The following is a 16,447-nucleotide window of genomic DNA, read 5'->3' as shown; positions in this document are numbered from 1 at the left end:
GGTGAATTAGAAACGAAGAGAATTAATGTAAAGTAAAGAGTAAGAGGGATAAGGGAAAATAAAATGGTACTAAATTTAATAATATGTAGTTATATCTTTATATCGTTTTTATTTTATCTTTATCTTATCTTTATCTCGGACAATTATAATGAAGAGGTAAACTGATGATAAGTGCAAAGTTATTAAGTATTACAGTGGGTCTTTTTTTGTCCATTTTTAATATTAATTATTTATATAACCTCTCCAGTAGGCTAGAAAACCTATACAATATCCTTCGAATTTATATTTGTAAATGCATTATTTGAGCGCGAGAATAATGGCTCTTCGAAAACGTTATTGACGCCATCTTCGTGAGAACAAAGTAATGGTATATGAATTGGGTTATAAAACATTTAATTCGTATATTATAATTTAATTAGAAATATACATTACAAAAATGTAAGGATAATGTAAGGGGAATCAATATTGCTGTTTGTAAAGAAAAGATAAAATGAATGAGGCTGTTTACTATTTAAAAGAGGAATTATTAGAGAATCCTCCACTTCTATTCAGAAAGAAAGAGACAACACATATTTCTGAACAACTTCCATCTTCGAGCTATAGGATGTTTAAGGGAGAGGAAGTTGATCCATCTAGTTCTACGTTACCGATGAACTGGGACAAGATTGTGGATAGTGATTTTAGGTCGAATATTACTGTATATGATCGTAAGCCTGTCTATATTGTCGATAAAAACCGTTATGAAACAATTCAAGGGAATGAGCATACGTTTTTTATTGCTAAAGTAGATAATATTTTACAGTATAAAACAGAGTTAAAAGAGATGGATAATCGTCAAATTGAAAAAATAGCTGCTGCCACTAATAGGCCTAAAGCAGATGTATATTTACCAACGAACTATGGTGATTATGAATCTATGCTCGCCTTTTCAAAAGGAACTTCCTTTATGGGATTCTTTTTAGGTCTTGCTTTTTTAGCTATGATGGCAAGTTGTTTAATGTTTAAAATCCTTTCTGGGGCTACGAAAGATATAGGGCGGTATGAGATGCTTCGAAAAATTGGGGTGCGTAAAGAATTACTTATAAAATCTATGTATAAAGAATTAGGTATCGTATTTCTATTTCCAGCAATATTGGGTCTCATTCATGTTTTGGTAGGAATGAACATATTTACATTTGTTAAATTTTTTGTGAATCCATATGTGAACATATGGATGCCGATTTGTATATTCCTAGGAATTTATATAGTCTACTATTTAATCACTGTACAATTATATAAGAGGATTGTTCTTCCGAAGGAAAGATAAATATATAACGAGGAAGACTTGAAAAGCTAGATTAATATTTCATTAATAAGTAAGGGATGTAGAAAGGAATTAATAGAATGGGGAAATTGTTAAAGGTAAAAAACATAGTTGTAATGACAGTAGCTACAGTTGTAGTGGGAGGAGCTTTTTTCGTATTTCAATCGATAACCTCACCTGCAAAAGCGATAGCAAATCAAGAAAATTCAGTTCAGTATGCAAATGAACAAATAAAAGTGGAAATGAATAAGGTAGCACCAACGCAATTTAATGGTCAAACTAGGAAAATTGCCTATCTTACTTTTGATGATGGTCCAGGAAAGTATACGGCACAGTTACTAGATATATTAAAGGAAAATGATGCGAAAGCAACATTTTTTCTAATCGGTCAAAATGTAAAATCATATCCTGATTTAGTAAAACGAGAAGAAGTAGAAGGACACTATGTGGGAATGCATAGTATGACGCATAATAACAAGAAATTATATGCCCAGGGTGGCTATGTAGATGAAATGAAAGAGGATCAAAGTTTAATTGCTAGTATTCTTGGACATGCTCCAAAACTAACACGTCCGCCATATGGTTCGAAGCCTGGGTTACACGAAGAACTTCGTAATAAAGTTGTAGAAAATGGTCTTAAAGTATGGGATTGGACAATTGATTCATTAGATTGGGAATACAGTGGAATGCCAATAAATACAGCAACAGCAAAAATTGTTCAAAATGTACTGGCTGGTGCGACAGATCAAAAAGAAGTGATTTTGATGCATGACATTCATCCGCAATCCGTTGCAGCAGTACCTGCTATTATTAAAGGGTTAAAAGAAAAAGGGTATGAATTGGAAGCGTATCATGAAGATGATCATTTCCCATTGAACTTTATGCATGATAAACGTATGTGACATAGGAGGAACTGATATTGATTTATAAAGCGTTAACGATTACGGGAATTATATCTATAAGCTTATTGACAGGGTGTTTTGGCGCAAAGCCAGAAGCAGAATTGTACGTCGCATTTGAAAACGCGATGAAGCAAGAAAAGATGGTTTCTGAAGATGCGAAAAAACTAGAGGTCTTAGAAAAACAAGGTCAAGAGTTATACAATCAAATTATAAATGATGGTAAAGATAGTAACCAAGCAATTATGCCGAAGCTAGAGCAAGCTACAAAAAGTATTGATGAACGTGAAAAAGTATGGAACAAAGAAAAAGAAGCTTTTGGAAAAGCACAAGAAGAAGTAAAATCAGTTCATAAAACTATAGATAAAATAGAAGATGCAGCTCTTCAGAAACAAGCAAAAAACATACAGGATATTTATAAAAAGCGTTATGCATCTTTTAGTAAGATAAATGATTCGTATCAAAAGTTAATGAAATCTGAAAGAGAATTATATAAAAGCTTAGGTGAAAAAGAAACGAACTTAAAAAAGGTTAGTGAAAAGATTAAAGGTGTAAATCAAATGAATGAGGACATTCGACGAGAAAAAGAGAAATTTAATAGATATACACAAGAATATAACAAAGAGAAATTAGATTTTTATAAACAAGCGAAAATTAAGATGAAAGAGGAGAAATAAATACTTTATTTCTTACTCCAAAATAGAATAGAGAAATCAAAAGTCCCAAGCTACTAGCCTTGGGGCTTTTTCATATTCTTAAAGAAATGTTAAGAATATCCGCTGCTATTTATTAAGAAATGCTATCTATACTTAGAAATGGGTTAAGAAGTGCTCGGAAAATATGTAGGGAAAATAAAAGATAGGAAAAAGAAGTGTAGGAGGATATATATGAAAGCATCAGTTGTAGAGGTAAAGAATGTACAAAAGGTATACGGTAAAAAAGATGAGAGTCAATCACATGCACTAAAGAATGTATCGTTCTCAATTCAAGAGGGTGAATTCGTTGGAATTATGGGACCATCTGGTTCAGGAAAAACAACATTATTGAATGTAATTTCTACATTAGATAAGGCAACAGGTGGAATTGTTGAAATTGCTGGAATAGATATTACGAAAATGAAGCAGGGAGAATTATCTGATTTTCGCTCAGAGACACTAGGGTTTATCTTTCAAGATTTTAACTTACTTGAAAATTTATTAATCTATGAAAACATTGCATTACCGCTTTCTCTGCAAGGCGTTCATTCGAAAAGAATTGAATCAAAGGTGAAAAAGGTAGCAGAAATGTTAGGGATTTCAGAGATTCTTCAAAAATATCCGTCCGAAGTATCTGGTGGACAAAAACAACGTTCGGCAGCGGCCCGTGCACTTGTACATGAGCCAGCCATTATTTTAGGAGATGAGCCAACAGGAGCGCTTGATTCTAAAAATGCGAAAAGTTTATTAGAGTCGATGACCAACTTAAATGAAGAACAGGATGTTTCGATTATGATGGTTACACATGATCCATTTAGTGCGAGTTACTGCCGACGTATTTTATTCATCCAAGACGGAGAACTGTATAAAGAAATTCATCGCAGAGGTACGCGTGATGAGTTTTATAAAGAAATTTTAGATGTGCTTGCGGATTTAGGCACACAAAAAGCATAAGAAAGAAGGTTCAACATGTTATTCAAACTTTCCATGTCGGGAATAAAAAGTAAACGAAAAGACTATATGGTCTTATTAGTTGGGCTTATTATGTCTATTTCAATTTTTTATATGTTTCAAACGTTAGCGTTAAATAAAACGTTTATTGAAGGGAATTCTATGGATGGGATTTTTTCCGTCTTTCAAACGGGCTCATTTTTATTAGGATTTATTACATTATTTTATATTTTATACGCCAATTCATTTTTATTATCACTTCGGCAAAAAGAATTTGGTATGTATATGGTATTAGGGGCAAAAAAGCATAAAATTACATTGCTCATGTTTATTGAAACAATTGTATTAGGAATAGTATCTCTTATAGTAGGTGTGATAGTCGGTATAATCTTGGCACAAGGTGTGGGACATTTACTGATGAAGGAGCTGGAATTTACTGGCGGTGTTTATCATGCATTTTATGTACCATCAATCGTTGTTACTTTCATCTTTTTCATTGCATTATTTATGTTGTCCGCAATTATGAATGGTATGAAACTAGTGCGTAATTCGCCATTACAACTCGTTCACTCCAATAGTCAAACAGAGCGTACGTTTATTAAAGGGAAACTAACAAGTATAGTAGCACTTTTATCAATTATTTTATTAGCAGTTGGCTATGTTTCGATGATTTATATGAAGGAGCTAAAGGAATCAGGATTTATCATTGCAACAATTACAGTAACATTAGGAACTTACATGCTATTTGCATCATTCCTTCCCATTATTATTAATAAACTAAGAGCGAATAAAAATCGTAGTGAAAAAGGAATCAATGTGTTTACGTTTGCTCAGTTAAGTTTTTCTATTAATAGCTTAACGAAAGTATTAGCAACAGTGACGATGTTAGTTGCTCTTGGTGCGGGTACAATCTCCAGTGGTATGGCGTTAAAAAATAATGTTACAAATATAGTGGAGAGTGCAGAATACTATGATGTCGAAATTAAAAATCCCACAGCAGAAGAAAAGAAAATACTAGATAGTATTACATTTAAAGAAAAGAATGAATATCGATACAAAGTAGATGAGCAGTTTATTTATCAATTGAAAGAAGATTTGGAAAGAAAGCGTCCGCTAACACGTACTGGAAATGACGAGAATAGTAGCCGATTCATTCCTGTTTCGAGGGAACTAATTGCGGGATCCGTTTTAAGTCATAGCCAAGAAAAAAATGAGAATAATACCAATGTAATTCCAGAAGAATGGGGAAATGTTTTACGGTCTCTTCAAAAGACATATATGAATCCTAGTCAAAAGATAAAAATTGTAGATCAAAAGATGTATGATGGGATACAAGGTAAAGAAGAAATTATAATACTGGGGAAAACGGACAATTTTATAACGTATAAAGAAGAATGGAAAAAAATTGATGAATTAGAGCTAGCTAAATATAAAGATATGAAAGAAGTACATCTTTTGAGTAAATATATGCTGTATGAAGGATATTACAGTACTTACAGTGGAACAGTATTTATGGGTTTTTTCTTAGGCATAGCTTTCTTAGCGATGTTGGCAAGTTGTTTAATGTTTAAAATTCTTTCTGGTGCTTCAAAAGATATTATTCGCTATCAAATGCTTCGTAAAATTGGTGTACGTTATGAGCTATTAACGAAATCAATTTATAAAGAGTTATTTTTCATTTTCTTATTCCCAGCGATCGTAGGTATAACGCACGTATTAGTCGGAATGAACATGTTCTCGTTCTTAATAGATAATCCATATTTCCGTATTTGGCTGCCGATTATTATTTTCTTAGTCATTTATGTGTTTTATTATTTCATTACAGTTCAATTGTATAAAAAAATTGTTCTTCCGAAAGAAGTGTAGTGTGTAGTGAATAAGGGGGATGATGAATCGAGCTAAATTTAGGGGAATATTATATGGAATTTATAGTGATGAAGAAGTTATAAATTCAAAAAAGCAGCTATTCTACGTAATAGCTGCTTTTTTCATTATTTGTAATTAGGAAGCAACTTGTACTGTAGATAAGGAGAAACAAAATCCTCTATTTTTTCAGTATATAAAAGATAAAGAGGGAAAGGTATTATAACTTCTGTAGTAATCGTTCGCCGCTTTTCATGTCGCCTTTACACAACGGGCATTGTGGCTTATCTTCTAAAGAAAAGTTTTTACGCATCCATCCAAGGCAGTCGTCTGCTTCGCATTCCCACACAGCAATTGCTTCTGGTTCTTCTACAGGTTTATCATTTTTTCTCCAATACATGTGATCGCTTCTTTAATTTGAAAAGTTTTTCGGAAAAAACAAAAAAGGTTGTTAACGTTTTTTGTTAACAACCTTTTATTTATTCATTATACTGTATTTTTTAAAAAATGCGAAGGTTAGTAATTGTTAAAGTATAGCGAAATAGCGATTATACAAGCTCAGGATTATAAATCATCGTTGAACGCCTTAGTAATAATTCAATTTGACACGGTGTATGCCGTCAACCTTCTCCGCATGTTTCTACCTCTTTTTCTTCTCTTATTTCAATTCAGATAAGCCTAAAGAACTATAAAGAAAAATGAGTATACTATCAAAAAAAATTTTAAGAGAACTGAATTAAAATAGATTTAATATGAGTAATTGAGGAATATATCCATTAGTAGTTAGAGTTTCACATAGTTTATTTGTGCTAAAAGGCTTATCGGCAGTACTTCCATATGAAATTGCAGTCCCGTTATTAATTAGTATTGGTCTGTATAGCACCATGTATATTGGCTATTATTTCTTAACGGTTCGTTCTTATTTTCGGATTGTTAAGGAATAAAAATGGTGATGAAATTTCTCGTGAAACGAAAGGAAACATAGTGGGGATTATGTTCTCTTTCGCTTTTTTATTAGTTAAAATGAAGTGTGTATGACAATGGTATTTAAATGGAGTGTTATAATTGGGGATTTTAATTATAGTAGGATGCCTATTAATAGGCATCATTTTGATTGGCCTAAGCATTTATAGATTTGTAAAAGAAATAAAAGAAAAAGATTCAAAGAAAGATAAATGGACAGTAGTGGCACAAAATATTCTAGAGCTATTTAGTGATCCGCTGCACGGAGCACCGTTCTACTTTTTAATTGGTGCGCTCTTTTTTGTAGTGGGGCTTTTATTTCTCTCTATGGGAATGGGCTGGGTTGAAATTAATTAGTTGGTACTAGAGAATTAATTATATAGTCGTAGCGTTAAGAAGGAGAGAGTAAATGCCAATTATAAGAGATATCCAATTAAGTTTTCTAAAAAGAAAAGAGAATATAAGTAGCCTAGAAGTATTACAATTAACATCCTCAAGCAATTATGAGGAAGAGATATCTTTTTTACAAGAAACGAGCTGTATTACTTCTTTATACGAGCGACATATGCCAAAGCTAAGAACAGACTATGAAAAAGGTATTTTGATTTACTGTGTGGATGATATTTCATTATTAAATCAGTGGGAGAAGAAATATCGAATTTTCCCTGAATATATGAATGCTTTTGTAGAGTATGGGAGTGAAAAGGATTTTTCGTATTTATTAGAGCGAGAGAAAAAAGAATTAGCTCTTCGTATTGTACACTCTGAAATGAAGAATTTAGCTGTGAAATATGATTGGGATATAGAGGCGTTAGAAAAAGCATACAATCAGATACTGGATTTGGATTATAAAAATGAACTTGCATATATAAAGAAGAGTAGTCCAAATAAAAAATATGTATGTAGTATAATTTGTCAGCATGAAGTGGCTTATGCTGATATTTACTTAGAAATAAGGGAGTATAGAACTAGAAGGTTAATTAGAAAAGACAAACTTATTAGAGAAGAAGACATGTATAAAATGTTTAATCATGTTAGTGACGTGGCTTGGAAGTTAAACCATAAAGTGATGTTGATGAACGACAAAGGGAAAAATATATGGATGTTAACCTTTTTAGAGAAAAATGAGCCAGCTAATTTAGTTTGGAAGATTGAAAGAATTGAGGAAAGTTAATGAAAAAGAGCTTGAAACCATTCAAGCTCTTTTTCATTATTATTTATGTCTTAACATGCGTTCAACTTCATGTACACTTAATTTGCTTGCTTGAGAAATCGTTTCAAGAGGGATACCAAGTTCATACATACCTTTAATCATTTGTATTTTTCCTTGTTGAATCCCTTTTTTCATCCCTTTTTCCATCCCCTTTTCTATGCCTCTTTTCATTCCTTCTTTCTCTGCGTGGGCAAATTTTGCAGCCTCATCCATTAAAACCTTTTCCCTCGCTTCATAGGCTTGGCGAAAAGAAGAATCTTGACTCATACGTTCCCATTTATTTATCGCTTTTTGTAAAATAGGATCTTGGTTCATAGCAATATCCTCCAATGTTTTAGTTAAGTGTTCATCCTCATTTGCTGAAAGTAATAAAAGCCAACGAACAAATGGATCTTTCCATGGATTTACTTTTTCTTCATGCCATTGTTCTGTTAACTTTGGGATTTCTACAATGTGAATTTCTATGTCATCACTTAGTAGTTTCTGTTGTTGTGTATTCCATAATGTGCCCATTGTATGAAATTCTTTGTGATCTAAAAACATTATGAAGTTCAATAAATTAATGGTGATGGTTTTACGAAGTGCACTGTATGGCATGCCTTTTTGTAATTGAGATGTGTATAATTTTCCCCAATAATATAAACTGCGTTTCATCATATCGTGATTATTATTGAGCTGTATTTCGACATTTACTTTTGTCCCTGTGTTTAACGTAGCTGAAATGTCTAGAATTGATAATTTATCATTTGCGTGTTCCCGGTGTAAATGCGGATCTTCTAGTTGTAGAGAAGCGATGGGTGATTCTAAAGAATCTTGTAACATGGCATTTAAAAATGCAATTAGAATATCTTCACTACCATTCGTACCAAACAATTGTTTAAATGCAAAATCAATGCGTAAATTAACTAACTGTTGGTTGAACACAGCTTTTCCTCTCCCTTGTATATCAGGTTGCCTCTTTCCCTCATTGTACCTAAAAAGAACTAGGCCATGCAAACAGACCCTTCTGCTATTTTGAAGCTATTAGATAGAAAGCAAAGTAACTATGAATTTCCTGCCTTTGATAATGAATATATGGATATTTCGCAAGTGAAATTTTCTCTTTTCTTTAAAGATACTAAGGATTGGTTAATGGTGTTTCAAATTGTCGGTGTAGGTTCATTAGGTGTATTTAATGATATTCAAGTATATGGCAATAGAATGAATCATTTAATTGGTGATGACGGTATTTTGCAAGTAAAAGATGGAGATTATGAATTATTTGATAATAAAGGTGAATTTATACCGGATATTCATAACGGTAGTTTAAAAATTCGCGATCATCATTTTGAATATCAATTTACAGAAGAAGATTATGCGAATAATGGAATAGAAGTGAAAACGAAAGAGTCTTATCCAACATATTTCCTGCGTATGCTTGCTACTAATGAAGAAGCTAGAAAGTTATTATGGTGGGATAAAGAAGAAATTTTAGAAGAGTTGGGTTTAAAAGGTGATTGGGAAGTAGCTTATGAAACGGAAGAGTGGCAACATGTTGAAGAAGAGAAAGTAAGTGAAAATGAATTCTTCCAATCAGTAGCTGCAGCGATAGAGAAGCAAGATCCAAGTGTTATTGTAGATAAGGATGCTAATACGCACTGGAAAAATTGGGTGGAGTTTGATTACGAAAATTTATATTAAAAATTAAAGAGTAGATCAAAATGCCTTGCTAATAAAAAAGACGGGCCAAAGTGTTGAAACTTTAGCTCGTCTTTTTGCATTACACAACCGCAGGATTATAAATCATCGTAAAGTGCCCTTGTAATAGTTCAATATGACAAGGTGTATGAAGCGAACTTTCTCCATCTGTATCTACTTCTTTTTCTTCTTCTGTTTCAATATGAATGGATTTTGCTTTTACGTGGAAGATATCATTTTCATTTGTGTCTTCAAATAATTTCTTTCCGATATAATCTTTAAATGCTTGGATGCCTGTGGATTTTACGACGAAAATATCAAGTGTTCCGTCATCGCATTTCACGTTCGGAATAAAGGACGGGATACCACCAAGATATTCACCGTTTCCAACCATAACAAGGACAGCTTCGTCTTCATATACTTGTCCGTCGTAAGTAATTTTTACTGGGAATGTTTCAGCGTTTTTGACAGTTCGAATGGTACTTAAGTAGTAACCGATTTTACCAAGCTTTGCTTTCTCTTCTGCATCAATATTGTTTGATACTTCAGATACGAGTCCAATGCCCCAGAAGTTTAAGAAGTGTTGTCCGTTTGCTTTTGCGACATCAATTGGTTTTACATGTTCTTTTGTAATGAGTTTCGCTGCTTCTGCAATATTTTGCGGAACACCAAGTGTGCGAGAGAAGTCGTTGCAAGTTCCGCCTGGAATGATTGCAAGTGTAGGTCTAGTTTCAAGAGGTGCTAAGCCGTTTGTGCATTCAAATACAGTTCCATCACCACCAAAGACGATAATTAAATCTACTTTACTAGCAAACTCCTGACAATATTTTGTTGCATCACCTTGCTTTTTCGTATGAAGGATATGTAAGTCAGGAAAAGCTGCGGCAAGTGGTGGTACGATTTTCGTTAAGTTTGTATGTAAATCGCCTTGTCCAGCTTTTGGATTTACGATGAGGAGTACTTTTTTAAATTTTGTCTTTGTCATTCTTCATCTCTCCCTTTGTTTTTATAAATTACGGTAGAAATAAAACTTCCACCAATAATGCATGGAAGCTTATTTGATCCCGCTATTCGCGGGCCAATAATCATTGGGAATGGACAAAAATCCCAATGATTAAGGTTTCATTTTATTATATTATTCCGTTACAACTGAAGCGATAAATGGTAAGTTACGATATTTTTCTGCGCAGTCGATACCGTAGCCAACGATAAATTCGTCTGGAATTTGGAAGCCAACATACTCAGCTTTTAAGTCCACTTTACGGCGTTCAGGTTTATCAAGTAACGTACAGAACTTCAATGCTTTTGGTTTATGCATGAAGAAGTGATCTTTTAAGAAGTGAAGTGTTAAACCAGAATCGATAATGTCTTCTACGACAATTACGTTTTTTCCAGTAATGTTTACATCGATATCTTTTAATAGTTTTACTTTTCCAGTTGTTTCTGTTTGATTTCCGTAGCTAGATGCAGAGATAAAGTCGATAGTTACTTCGTTTTTAATATGACGAATTAAATCAGCAGCGAATACGAAAGATCCTTTTAATACAGCGATTACAACGATTTCTTCTCCTTCAAAATCACGTTCGATTTGAAGCGCTAGTTCTTTTACTTTTTCTTGTAATTGTTCTTCAGAAATTAAAGTGTCTTTTATTTCAATTTTCATTTGAATCCTCCTACAGTGTAAAACTTGTGAACATTTCGACTGTAAAGGATAGAAAGAAAAAAGTCAAAGAAGATATAAGGTTTTTACAGAAATCCCCACAAAATAGTCAGATGATATGATATACTGATAACATTAAGAAAACGCTTCCAAAAAGGGTGGTTATGATGAAAAAGAAACAGTATACAAGTGTAACATTTATAAAAGCATTGCTTTTAACAATTGTTCTTGGTATGTTGGCTTACATAATTGATGTACCTGCAATTCGCATTTCACTAATTGGAATGACTTTAGTATTAGGCGCAATTTCCCACGGTATGATGTCGCAGCTGCAAGAGGCTAGACTTGATGATATGAAAGATTCTATAGATAAGAAATGAGAAACCTTCACGTATATAGAGTGAAGGTTTTTCGTTTCTTACAAAAATGTAAGGTGATTTGTAAGACAAATCGATAGTTGCATAGTAGTGTTTTGGATAAACTATAAGTGTAAGGTAAAAGGTAAGCATATTTTAGGTAAATTAAGTTTTAGGCACTCTATATGTGAAAAAGGAGTAGGAGGGCATGGAGAAACATTGGACGACCTTTTCTTTTTTAGCAACTAGTAACACCGTAATGCTAGCTGGAGAAATGGATTTTTTGCATACGTTTGATCGAGAAGACGATCATTCTTCTTCTAAATTTACAATGAAATGGAGTAAGTGGAGCGATAGTTGTAAATTGGAAGAAGAGGCCCCTAACGAAAGGCAAAAAATTATTTTAACAAATCCTATTAAAGCATGGGTCGTTCAATGTCGTAAGTGTAACGTCAAAAATCACTTCAAGAAAACTGAGCCGAGACAATTAGTTATCACTCCGGCCCTTCCTACTTCTCAATCACGCGAAAGTAACAAATAAATATCGAGACACATCGAAAGAAGCATCGTATTTATACGGTGCTTCTTTCCTGTCCATAAAAAGTCCCTTAGTGTATGAAAGATTTGTTATGATTATAAAGGAATCTTACATTTTGCATATGGTAGGAAATATGATGGAAGTAAAATTAGAAAAGGTGTGTATGATGAAAAAATATAGTGTAATTGCAGTAGCGAGTTTATTGGCAACAAATCTATTAACATTTCCTTCTAGTTCGCTAGCGGAAATTGAAAATAAAACAAGAAATAATATAGAAGCTTTACAGAGTATACATAGTGATAGACAAAGTGAATTGCAAAAACAATTGGAAGTTATACAAGAGCAACAAATGGAATTAGAAAAAAGAAAAGATATTTTGAAACAGCAGGCAGAGTTATTTATTAAGGTTGACGAATTAAAACGGAAAAAAGAAGAGTTACTAAAACAAGGTAGCGAAGATAAAGGACAATTAGAAGAAGTTCAGCAAAAATTAGATGAATTAAAGAAACAACAAGAAAAACTTGAAAAGAAGAATCCGTTAGAACTAAAAGAAAAGAAGATTGATGAAAAGAATAACCAAGAAGAAACAAACTCGAATGAATTAGAGGAACAAAAAAAGAAGGAAGAGCTTGAAGAGAAGGATCGATTAGAAGTAGACGAAAAGAATAAACAAGAAGGGACAAATCATGAATTAAAAGAGAAGCAAAAGAGAGAAGAATTAAAGAAACAGCAAGAAGAATTACGAATAAAGCAGCAACAATTGGAGAAGCAGCAAATAGAGTTAAAGCAGAAAGAAGAGCAGGAAAAACAAGAACTTGAATTAAAGCAAAAAGAAGAACAAACAAAACAAGAACTTGAATTAAAGCAAAAAGAAGAACAAACAAAACAAGAGCTTGAATTAAAGCAAAAAGAAGAACAAACAAAACAAGAGCTTGAATTAAAGCAAAAAGAAGAACAAACAAAACAAGAAATTGAATTAAAGCAAAAAGAAGAGCAAGAAAAACAAGAGCTTGAATTAAAGCAAAAGGAAGAACAGGAAAAAAGAGAAGTAGAATTAAAGAGGGCAGTAAGTAATTTACAAGCAGCACCACAATCATTCCCTGATGTTCCAGGGTGGGCGGAAGAGTCTGTTACTTATTTAGTGAATAAAAAAGTAATTACAGGAATGCCGGATGGAACATTTTCACCGCATAGCGTATTAAGTAGGGCTGAAGCGGCTACAATTATGGCTAAAGTTTTAGGATTAGAAGTTAAAGAAGGAGACAAGCCGACCTTTATAGATTCGAAAGATAATTGGGCATCTTCTTACATTGCAGCGGTGGAAAAAGCAGGCGTTATTAAAGGTGAAGGAAACGGGAAATTTAATCCGTACGGTCAAATGACAAGAGCGGCAATGGCAACAATGCTTGTACAAGCATATCAATTAGATTCGAAAGTTAATGGAGAATTACCGACATTATTTAATGATGTGAAAGATCATTGGGGCGAGAAATTCATTAATATTTTAGTAGAATTAGGTATATCAAGTGGTATTGATGGAACACAGTGGCAACCTGATAAATCGATATCACGTGCTGAGGCAGCTCGACTTGTTGCGGTGACAGATCAATCTAAAGATAGCGAAGTAAAAGTGAAAAAGGAAAATATAACGAAAAATTTCTTTACTTATAATAGTCCATCATTATCATCAGGTATTTCAAATGAATATGCATCACAAGAAGTAAGGGTATATGAAGAAAGAGATGGTGGATGGATAAAAATTTATACGGATTTGGGTTTTAAGTGGGTGTGCTTAACTGAGAAGAAAGTAAAGATAACGAAAAACTTCGTTACATATAATGAATCGTCATTATCATCTGGTATTTCAGGCGAGTATACTCCGCAAGAAGTGACGGTTGTTGAAGAAAGAGAAGGCGATTGGATTAAAATTCGTACTAGTGTAGGCTATAAGTGGGTATGTCTAACTGAAAAGAAAGTACAGATTGATAGAGACTTTACTACTTATGATGCTCCGTCACGGTCTGCGAATGTTTTAGCGTATTATGGACCACAAACAGTAACTGTTGTAGAAGAAAGAGGAACGTGGCTTCGTATAAGTACATATGCAGGATACCAATGGTTGGACACGAAAAAGGAGACAAAGTATTTATCTAAAGTATTTTTCGCATATGACAGCCCTAGTTTTGTATCGCGCGTATCAGGGAAATATTCTCCGCAAACAGTAGAAGTGTATGGCGAAAGAGCAGGCGGTTGGATTCAAATACAAACTAATAATGGTTTGAAATGGGTGAATGAAGGCAATGTTAATCGTAGTCAAGTGATATTGAACGTACCATCAATTTACCAATTCCCAGAATTACACAATGGCTGTGAAGTAGTTTCTTTACAAATGCTTGTGGAACATCAAATTGGTCGTTCATTAAATAAAGTAGCATTTGCGTTTGAAATGCCTTTTGATCAAACAAAATTAAAGAACTATAAAACATCATCACAAATTTGGGGAGATCCAGATGTAGGGTTTGTAGGTGATGTGACAGGAAATACGCCAGGATATTCTATTAATCCAGAACCATTAAAAAGATTGTTAGATAAATATGCAAGAGGAACGAATTTAACAGGAAATGATTTCTCAGTCCTAGAAGATTATGTACGAAATGGGAAACCAGTTGTTACTTGGGTAACTGTAGCACTAAATAATCCAAGACCAATTACAACGTGGAAAACACCAAGCGGAAAAACAATTTATGGACGAATGAATACTCATGCGGTCGTTTTAACAGGTGTCGATGATAATTACGTGTATTATAATGATCCATTTTATGGAACGAAAAATGTGAAAGTGAGTAAGAGTTGGTTTGCAAGTATTTATAACCAAATGGGGAAGAAAGCTTTAAGTGTAGATTAAATAAAAAAGGTTATCCAAAAGATTATTTTTGGATAACCTTTTTTTATAATGAAATCTTTAAAAGAACTCCATTTCATCTGCATCTTATATTTACATCTCTTGTTTATTCTAGTAATACATCCGGTGCGACGTAATGTATTACTAGAATAAAGTATAAAAGGAGAGAAATAAAATGAAAAAAAAACTATTACCAATTTGTGCGATGGCACTTTTAACAGTAGGATATTCTTCAGTAGCAAGCGCTTCTACTGGAACATTAACAAAAGAAGAAACGGCGCAAGTACAGCAAGATGCAGCTAAAAAAGAAGAAGCAATTAAGGAACAGCAAAAAAATGATGTAGAGAAAAAGCAAGCGGCACAAGTACAAGAAAAAAGTGATATGGCTAAAAAAGAGGAAGCAATAAAAGCAGGGCAAAAGAATGATACAGCGAAAAAAGAAGTAACACCACAAGTTCAAGAAAAGGAAGCTCTTGCAAAAAAAGAAGAAGCAATTAAGGCAGGGCAAAAAAATGATGCAGTAAAAAAAGAAGCAGCAAAGCCAGTTGTACAAGGTGAAAAATTACCAAACACAGCATCAAACAATGTAGCAATGATGGCACTAAGCGCATGCCTTGTAGGGATAGGGACATTATTTGGTTTGAATCGTCGCAATAAAGTTAAGGCGTAAATAAAATATTTTTCTATAAAGAATGGGATAATTTCATATATTAAAAATGGTAGGTTATTCCTACCATTTTTTGCATGGAGGGATGGAACATGAAGTTACTCAATTATATCGGTATCATATTGATGGCCATAGGGCTATTCATGGGATCGTATTACGCTGTGGAATGGTATAAAGGAAAAAGCTCTGCTCGAGAATTAACGAAAGAAGAAATAAAGAGCTTTAAAAATATACAAGATAATCAACTTTCACATGAAACACCTGTAACTTCCCAAGTACCTTCTTCTCAAATACAACATAAAGAAGGAGAAAAGATAGCTATGTTAAATATACCGAAAATAAAGAAGAAGTTTTCTATATATTGGGGAGCAAATGATGCTACATTGAAAAAAGGAGTCGGTATGTTTGTTAGTGATTTAACGACAACATCATCTGGAGGAGGGCATACTGTACTGAGCGGGCATAGGGATACTGTATTTACAGAATTAGGGGAGCTTAAAGAAAAAGACAATCTCATTGTAGAATATGACAATACAATGTACACATATGAAATTCAAAAGATGTGGATTACACACGCGGATGATCGCACTGTTATTGTAAAAAAAGAAGAACCGACATTAACACTGACGACTTGTTATCCATTTGATTATATAGGGGATGCACCGGATCGATATATTATCGAGGCAAAGTTAATTACGAGCAATTCAAAATAAAATTATCAAGTACAAAATGCTAGCTACTTAAAATGAGAGGGGGAGAC

At 33.4% G+C, this 16,447-nt stretch carries 16 protein-coding genes and 2 pseudogenes; 14 read left to right on the top strand and 4 right to left on the bottom strand.

Translation table 11 applies throughout. The features are described from left to right. Window positions 1–493 precede the first annotated feature (493 nt). The 5 genes and pseudogenes from ABH960_RS21830 to ABH960_RS21810 form a co-directional block, all read left to right on the top strand. Window positions 494–1,306 (top strand): annotated as a pseudogene (locus tag ABH960_RS21830) (ABC transporter permease); the annotation flags it as partial. Window positions 1,307–1,383: 77 nt separating this feature from the next. After that, window positions 1,384–2,205, top strand: coding sequence for a peptidoglycan-N-acetylglucosamine deacetylase (locus ABH960_RS21825; protein WP_002143531.1), 822 nt, complete (start codon window positions 1,384–1,386; stop codon window positions 2,203–2,205). Window positions 2,206–2,219: 14 nt separating this feature from the next. Beyond that, window positions 2,220–2,879 (top strand): YkyA family protein, encoded by a 660-nt coding sequence (locus tag ABH960_RS21820; RefSeq protein WP_404448457.1) that lies wholly within the window; start codon window positions 2,220–2,222, stop codon window positions 2,877–2,879. 210 nt (window positions 2,880–3,089) lie between these two features. Further along, the gene (locus ABH960_RS21815) at window positions 3,090–3,851 is read left to right on the top strand and encodes an ABC transporter ATP-binding protein (protein WP_003192015.1); all 762 of its coding nucleotides are present in this window, start codon (window positions 3,090–3,092) and stop codon (window positions 3,849–3,851) included. Window positions 3,852–3,866: 15 nt separating this feature from the next. After that, window positions 3,867–5,714, top strand: a complete 1,848-nt coding sequence (locus ABH960_RS21810; protein WP_404448406.1) for an FtsX-like permease family protein — start codon at window positions 3,867–3,869, stop codon at window positions 5,712–5,714. Window positions 5,715–5,931: 217 nt separating this feature from the next. Here the strand turns inward: ABH960_RS21810 and ABH960_RS21805 are convergent, their stop codons facing one another. Continuing rightward, window positions 5,932–6,111 (bottom strand): cold-inducible protein YdjO-related protein, encoded by a 180-nt coding sequence (locus ABH960_RS21805; RefSeq protein ID WP_002015777.1) that lies wholly within the window; start codon window positions 6,109–6,111, stop codon window positions 5,932–5,934. 373 nt (window positions 6,112–6,484) lie between these two features. Here ABH960_RS21805 and ABH960_RS21800 point away from each other — a divergent pair. The 3 genes and pseudogenes from ABH960_RS21800 to ABH960_RS21790 all read left to right on the top strand — a co-directional run. Beyond that, window positions 6,485–6,655, top strand: a pseudogene (locus ABH960_RS21800) (FtsX-like permease family protein); the annotation flags it as partial. 121 nt (window positions 6,656–6,776) lie between these two features. Further along, a complete protein-coding gene (locus ABH960_RS21795; RefSeq protein ID WP_002164894.1) occupies window positions 6,777–7,031 on the top strand; it encodes a hypothetical protein in 255 nt (84 codons plus the stop codon). A 52-nt stretch (window positions 7,032–7,083) separates the two neighbouring features. Next, complete coding sequence (locus ABH960_RS21790; protein WP_113938183.1) at window positions 7,084–7,848, top strand: hypothetical protein; 765 nt, start codon at window positions 7,084–7,086, stop codon at window positions 7,846–7,848. Between the two features lie 39 nt (window positions 7,849–7,887). On the opposite strand, the gene ABH960_RS21785 is transcribed toward ABH960_RS21790, so the two are convergent. Then, complete coding sequence (locus tag ABH960_RS21785) at window positions 7,888–8,811, bottom strand: Rpn family recombination-promoting nuclease/putative transposase (protein ID WP_404448403.1); 924 nt, start codon at window positions 8,809–8,811, stop codon at window positions 7,888–7,890. A gap of 66 nt (window positions 8,812–8,877) precedes the next feature. On the opposite strand from ABH960_RS21785, the gene ABH960_RS21780 reads away from it, so the two are divergent. Beyond that, on the top strand, window positions 8,878–9,567 hold the full coding sequence (locus tag ABH960_RS21780) for a DUF7003 family protein (protein ID WP_404448401.1): 690 nt from the start codon (window positions 8,878–8,880) through the stop codon (window positions 9,565–9,567). Between the two features lie 79 nt (window positions 9,568–9,646). On the opposite strand, the gene ABH960_RS21775 is transcribed toward ABH960_RS21780, so the two are convergent. Continuing rightward, complete coding sequence (locus ABH960_RS21775; RefSeq protein ID WP_404448399.1) at window positions 9,647–10,549, bottom strand: diacylglycerol/lipid kinase family protein; 903 nt, start codon at window positions 10,547–10,549, stop codon at window positions 9,647–9,649. Window positions 10,550–10,699: 150 nt separating this feature from the next. Continuing rightward, the gene (hpt, locus tag ABH960_RS21770; RefSeq protein WP_000687586.1) at window positions 10,700–11,227 is read right to left on the bottom strand and encodes a hypoxanthine phosphoribosyltransferase; all 528 of its coding nucleotides are present in this window, start codon (window positions 11,225–11,227) and stop codon (window positions 10,700–10,702) included. A 161-nt stretch (window positions 11,228–11,388) separates the two neighbouring features. Here hpt and ABH960_RS21765 point away from each other — a divergent pair, with 161 nt between their 5' ends. The 5 genes from ABH960_RS21765 (at window position 11,389) to ABH960_RS21745 (ending at window position 16,400) form a co-directional block, all read left to right on the top strand. Then, window positions 11,389–11,604, top strand: a complete 216-nt coding sequence (locus ABH960_RS21765) for a hypothetical protein (RefSeq protein ID WP_002034478.1) — start codon at window positions 11,389–11,391, stop codon at window positions 11,602–11,604. 184 nt (window positions 11,605–11,788) lie between these two features. Then, window positions 11,789–12,121 (top strand): hypothetical protein, encoded by a 333-nt coding sequence (locus ABH960_RS21760; protein ID WP_000410947.1) that lies wholly within the window; start codon window positions 11,789–11,791, stop codon window positions 12,119–12,121. Window positions 12,122–12,281: 160 nt separating this feature from the next. Further along, window positions 12,282–15,023, top strand: a complete 2,742-nt coding sequence (locus ABH960_RS21755) for an S-layer homology domain-containing protein (RefSeq protein ID WP_404448455.1) — start codon at window positions 12,282–12,284, stop codon at window positions 15,021–15,023. Between the two features lie 172 nt (window positions 15,024–15,195). After that, the gene (locus ABH960_RS21750) at window positions 15,196–15,690 is read left to right on the top strand and encodes an LPXTG cell wall anchor domain-containing protein (protein WP_404448396.1); all 495 of its coding nucleotides are present in this window, start codon (window positions 15,196–15,198) and stop codon (window positions 15,688–15,690) included. 89 nt (window positions 15,691–15,779) lie between these two features. Further along, entirely contained in the window at window positions 15,780–16,400 is a 621-nt protein-coding gene (locus tag ABH960_RS21745; protein ID WP_404448394.1) for a class D sortase, read from the top strand. The last annotated feature ends 47 nt before the right edge of the window (window positions 16,401–16,447 follow it).

Origin of the sequence: Bacillus sp. RC252 (assembly GCF_044909215.1) — a bacterium.
Classification (GTDB): domain Bacteria; phylum Bacillota; class Bacilli; order Bacillales; family Bacillaceae_G; genus Bacillus_A; species Bacillus_A mycoides.
Note: the sequence above shows the minus strand (reverse complement) of the source record. Positions and strands in the feature narration are given on the sequence as shown.

Excerpts from the sequence above, each read along its gene's own strand:
- ABH960_RS21825 (WP_002143531.1), top strand. The coding sequence starts at position 1,384 with ATGGGGAAATTGTTAAAGGTAAAAAACATAGTTGTAATGACAGTAGCT.
- ABH960_RS21815 (WP_003192015.1), top strand. The coding sequence starts at position 3,090 with ATGAAAGCATCAGTTGTAGAGGTAAAGAATGTACAAAAGGTATACGGT.
- ABH960_RS21810 (WP_404448406.1), top strand. The coding sequence starts at position 3,867 with ATGTTATTCAAACTTTCCATGTCGGGAATAAAAAGTAAACGAAAAGAC.
- ABH960_RS21805 (WP_002015777.1), bottom strand. The coding sequence starts at position 6,111 with ATGTATTGGAGAAAAAATGATAAACCTGTAGAAGAACCAGAAGCAATT.
- ABH960_RS21790 (WP_113938183.1), top strand. The coding sequence starts at position 7,084 with ATGCCAATTATAAGAGATATCCAATTAAGTTTTCTAAAAAGAAAAGAG.
- ABH960_RS21780 (WP_404448401.1), top strand. The coding sequence starts at position 8,878 with ATGCAAACAGACCCTTCTGCTATTTTGAAGCTATTAGATAGAAAGCAA.
- ABH960_RS21775 (WP_404448399.1), bottom strand. The coding sequence starts at position 10,549 with ATGACAAAGACAAAATTTAAAAAAGTACTCCTCATCGTAAATCCAAAA.
- hpt (WP_000687586.1), bottom strand. The coding sequence starts at position 11,227 with ATGAAAATTGAAATAAAAGACACTTTAATTTCTGAAGAACAATTACAA.
- ABH960_RS21765 (WP_002034478.1), top strand. The coding sequence starts at position 11,389 with ATGATGAAAAAGAAACAGTATACAAGTGTAACATTTATAAAAGCATTG.
- ABH960_RS21760 (WP_000410947.1), top strand. The coding sequence starts at position 11,789 with ATGGAGAAACATTGGACGACCTTTTCTTTTTTAGCAACTAGTAACACC.
- ABH960_RS21755 (WP_404448455.1), top strand. The coding sequence starts at position 12,282 with ATGATGAAAAAATATAGTGTAATTGCAGTAGCGAGTTTATTGGCAACA.
- ABH960_RS21750 (WP_404448396.1), top strand. The coding sequence starts at position 15,196 with ATGAAAAAAAAACTATTACCAATTTGTGCGATGGCACTTTTAACAGTA.
- ABH960_RS21745 (WP_404448394.1), top strand. The coding sequence starts at position 15,780 with ATGAAGTTACTCAATTATATCGGTATCATATTGATGGCCATAGGGCTA.